Genomic DNA, 4348 nt, shown 5'->3' with positions numbered 1-4348 from the left:
CCGGCCCGCGACCACCGCGGGCCCGCCAGACCGGACAGAGCAGATGTGGGAGAGAAATCATGACGAAGGCTCTCTACGAGATAGCCGAGACCCCGCCCCTCGGTGAGGTCCCGCGGCAGATGTACGCGTCGGTGATCCGCCAGAACCGCTTCGGAGAACCGAAGCAGGCGTTCCGCACCGAGGTCGTCGACACCCCCGAGGTGGGCCGCGGCCAGGTGCTGGTCTACGTGATGGCCGCCGGCATCAACTACAACAACGTGTGGTCCTCGCTGGGCGAGCCGGTCGACGTCATCGGGATGCGGCAGCGCCAGGGCCAGTCCGAGGACTTCCACATCGGAGGCTCGGAGGCCTCCGGTGTGGTGTGGGCCGTCGGCGAAGGCGTCCGCAACGTCAAGGTGGGTGAGCACGTGCTGCTCACCAGCGGCCAGTGGGACGAGACCGCCGAGGACATCCGGATGGGCACGGACCCTCTGGTCTCGGAGAGCATCAAGGCCTGGGGGTACGAGACCAACTACGGCTCCTTCGCCCAGTTCTGCCGCGTCGACGAGTACCAGTGCCACCCCAAGCCCGCCCATCTGTCGTGGGAGGAGTCGGCGGCCTTCCTGCTCACCGGGCCCACCGCCTACCGGCAGCTGTTCGGCTGGCAGGGCAACACGGTCCGCCCCGGCGACCCCGTCCTGATCTGGGGCGGTGCGGGCGGCCTCGGCTCGATGGCCATCCAGCTCGTCAGGCTGGCCGGCGGCATCCCGATCGCCGTGGTCTCCAGCGAGGACCGTGCCGAGTACTGCCGCCGCCTCGGGGCGCAGGGCACCATCAACCGCCGTGACTTCGACCATTGGGGCCGGCTGCCCGATGTCGGGGACGCCGAGGCGTCGACGCGGTTCCTGCGCGGCGCTCGCGGGGTCGGAAAGAAGATCTGGGAGATCCTCGGTGAGCGCAGGTCCCCGCGGATCGTGCTGGAGCACAGCGGCCAGGACACCCTTCCGACCTCGATGTACCTGTGCGACAACGCCGGCATGGTGGTGATCTGCGGTGGCACCTCCGGCTACAACGGAGACGTCGACCTGCGCCACCTGTGGATGCGCTCCAAGCGCCTCCAGGGCTCGCACTACGCCGACACACGCCAGTGCCGCGAGGTCATCACCCTCGTCGGCGCCGGCATGCTCGACCCCTGTCTGTCCGTCTGCGACGGCTTCCAGGACATCGGGCGCATGCACCAGATGATGTACGACAACGTGCACCCCTCCGGGAACATGGCCGTCCTCGTGAACGCGGCCCGGCGCGGCGAGACCGCGCTCGAACTCGCCGCCGCCTGACCGTCCCCGGCGCACGAACCCCGCCACCTCCCACAAGCGCAAGGAGAACCATGTCCGAGCCCACCGCCGACGCGCCCGCCGTCCCCAAGGCCCGCAGCTGCCCGTTCCTCCCGCCGGACGGCCTCGCCGACATCCGGGCGGCCGCCCCGGTGACCCGCGCCACCTTCACCAGCGGCCACGAGGCATGGCTGGCGACCGGCTACGAGGAGGTGCGCGCCCTGCTGCGCGACCCCTCGTTCAGCGTCCAGGTGCCCTATGCCCTGCACACCCAGGACGGCGTCGTCACCCAGAAGCCCGGCCGCGGCAGCCTGCTGTGGCAGGACGAGCCGGAGCACACCTCGGACCGCAAGCTGCTCGCCAAGGAGTTCACCGTCCGGCGCATGCAGGCGCTCAGGCCGAACATCCAGCGCATCGTCGACGAGCACCTCGATGCCATCGAGGCGCGGGGCGGCCCGGTCGACCTGGTGAAGACCTTCGCCAACCCGGTGCCGTCCATGGTCATTTCCGACCTGTTCGGCGTCCCGGTCGAGCGCCGCGCGGAGTTCCAGGACATTGCCGAGGCGATGATGCGGGTCGACCAGGACGCCGCCGCCACCGAGGCCGCCGGCATGCGCCTGGGCGGGCTGCTCTACCAGCTCGTCCAGGAGCGCCGGGCCGATCCCGGCGACGACCTGATCTCGGCGCTGATCACCACCGAGGACCCCGATGGCGTGGTCGACGACATGTTCCTCATGAACGCGGCCGGCACCCTGCTGATCGCGGCCCACGACACCACCGCCTGCATGATCGGCCTCGGCGCGGTGCTGCTCCTCGACCGCCCCGACCAGCTGGCCCTGCTTCGCGAGGACCCGTCGTTGATCGGCAATGCGGTCGAGGAGCTGCTGCGCTACCTGACCATCGGCCAGTTCGGCGGCGAGCGCGTCGCCACCCGGGACGTGGAGCTCGGTGGCGTGCGCATCACCGAGGGCGAGCAGGTCGTCGCGCATGTCCTCGCCGCCGACTTCGACCCCGCCTTCGTGGAGGAGCCCGAGCGCTTCGACATCACGCGCCGCCCCGCCCCGCATCTGGCCTTCGGTTTCGGCGCACACCAGTGCATCGGCCAGCAACTCGCCCGGATCGAGCTGCAGATCGTCTTCGAGACCCTGTTCCGTCGCTTTCCGACCCTGCGCCTGGCCAAGCCCGTCGAGGAGCTCCGCTTCCGCACCGACATGGTCTTCTACGGCGTGCACGAGCTGCCCGTCACCTGGTGACCTCCGCACCACGGCCCACTGGCACAGGTGATCAGCGCCCGCGGACCGCGTGCGCTGATCACCCCTTCCGGCCGGTGACCGAGGGTCCGGGGCCGGACGACCGGGTGCTGTGACCGGACTGCCCCAGGCGCCCTGCTGACGGACTGAAACCTGATTCCCGTAGCCCTTCACATTTCGATGGACGACCGCACTTGCCGGTTGTTCGAAAGGCACGACATGACCGAGACCGAAATCCGCTTCACCGGGGCGTCGGCTCCGTCCTTCCCCCAGGACCGGACCTGCCCGTACCAGCCGCCGAAGGAGTACGCCCAGTGGCGGGGCGAGAGCCCGCTGACGCGGGTCACGCTGTTCGACGGCCGACCGGCATGGCTGATCACCGGGCATGCCGAGGGACGGGCGCTGCTCGTCGATCCCCGGCTGTCCTCCGACTGGGGCCACCCGGACTTCCCCGTCGTCGTCCAGCGCACCGAGGACCGCGGCGGGCTCGCCTTCCCGCTGATCGGCGTCGACGACCCCCTGCACGCCCGGCAGCGGCGCATGCTGATCCCCAGCTTCGGCGTCAAGCGCATGAACGCCATCCGTCCCAGGCTGCAGAGCCTCGTCGACCGGCTCCTGGACGACATGCTGGCGAAGGGGCCGGGCGCGGACCTGGTGTCGGCCTACGCCCTGCCGGTGCCCTCGATGGCGATCTGTGAGCTCCTCGGTGTCCCGTACGGCGACCACGACTTCTTCGAGGAGTGCTCGCGCGACTTCGTGGGCGCCGCGACGTCGGCGGACGCCGACGCGGCCTTCGGGAAGCTGTACACGTATCTGCACGGCCTGGTGCAGAAGAAGCAGGCCGAGCCCGAGGACGGCCTGCTGGACGAGCTGATCGCACGCCAGTTGGAGGAGGGCGAGCTGGACCACAACGAGGTGGTCATGATCGCGTTCGTCCTGCTGGTGGCCGGCCACGAGACCACCGTCAACGCGATCGCCCTCGGCGCCCTCACGCTCATGCAGCACCCCGAGCAGATCGACGTGCTGCTGCGCGACCCCGGTGCGCTCTTGGGAGTGGTCGAGGAACTGCTGCGGTTCACCTCCGTCTCCGACTACATGGTCCGGATGGCCAAGGAGGACATCGAGGTCGGCGGCGAGACCATCAAGGCCGGGGACGCGGTGCTGGTCTCCATCACGCTGATGAACCGCGACGCCAAGGCGTACGAGAACCCCGACGTTTTCGACGCCCGGCGCAACGCACGTCACCACGTCGGCTTCGGCCACGGCATCCATCAGTGCCTGGGGCAGAATCTCGCCCGCGCCGAGCTCGAGATCGCCCTTGGCACGCTCTTCGCCCGCATCCCGGGCCTGCGGCTGGCCGTACCCCTGGACGAGGTGCCCATCAAGGCCGGTCACGACGCCCAGGGCCCGATCGAACTCCCCGTCACCTGGTGACCGCCCGGACGGAGGGACGGGAAGGAACGGAGGAGGGCCACGCCGTGCGCATCACCATCGACCGTGACCGGTGCATCGGCTCCGGCCAGTGCGTCATGACCGCACCCGGCGTCTTCACGCAGGACGACGACGCGGTGGTCGCCCTGGTCCCGGGACATGAGGACGGGGCGGGGGACCCCCGTGTGCACGACGTCCCCATGGCCTGTCCGGTACAGGCGATCGCGATCCACGAGGACTGAGCGGCATCGGCCGTGAGGCTTCGGTCGGCGACCGCGGTGGCTCCCCGGGAGCCGGACGGCAGGGCCACCGCGTGCCGGAATCCCGCAGCGGTGCATCCCGGCAGCGGGAACC

General features: G+C 70.1%; 4 protein-coding genes. All 4 read left to right on the top strand.

Annotated elements, in window-relative coordinates:
* Positions 1–59: 59 nt before the first annotated feature.
* Positions 60–1316 (top strand): crotonyl-CoA carboxylase/reductase, encoded by a 1257-nt coding sequence (ccrA, locus tag N8I87_RS00930; protein WP_263204763.1) that lies wholly within the window; start codon positions 60–62, stop codon positions 1314–1316.
* A gap of 50 nt (positions 1317–1366) precedes the next feature.
* Complete coding sequence (locus N8I87_RS00925) at positions 1367–2566, top strand: cytochrome P450 (protein ID WP_263204762.1); 1200 nt, start codon at positions 1367–1369, stop codon at positions 2564–2566.
* A 216-nt stretch (positions 2567–2782) separates the two neighbouring features.
* On the top strand, positions 2783–3997 hold the full coding sequence (locus N8I87_RS00920; protein ID WP_263204761.1) for a cytochrome P450: 1215 nt from the start codon (positions 2783–2785) through the stop codon (positions 3995–3997).
* A 44-nt stretch (positions 3998–4041) separates the two neighbouring features.
* A complete protein-coding gene (locus tag N8I87_RS00915; protein ID WP_263204760.1) occupies positions 4042–4236 on the top strand; it encodes a ferredoxin in 195 nt (64 codons plus the stop codon).
* Positions 4237–4348: the final 112 nt, after the last annotated feature.

This window comes from Streptomyces sp. HUAS 15-9, from assembly GCF_025642155.1.
Lineage (GTDB): Bacteria > Actinomycetota > Actinomycetes > Streptomycetales > Streptomycetaceae > Streptomyces.
The sequence above is the reverse complement of the archived record's forward strand: the minus strand, read 5'-3'. Positions and strand labels throughout refer to the sequence as shown.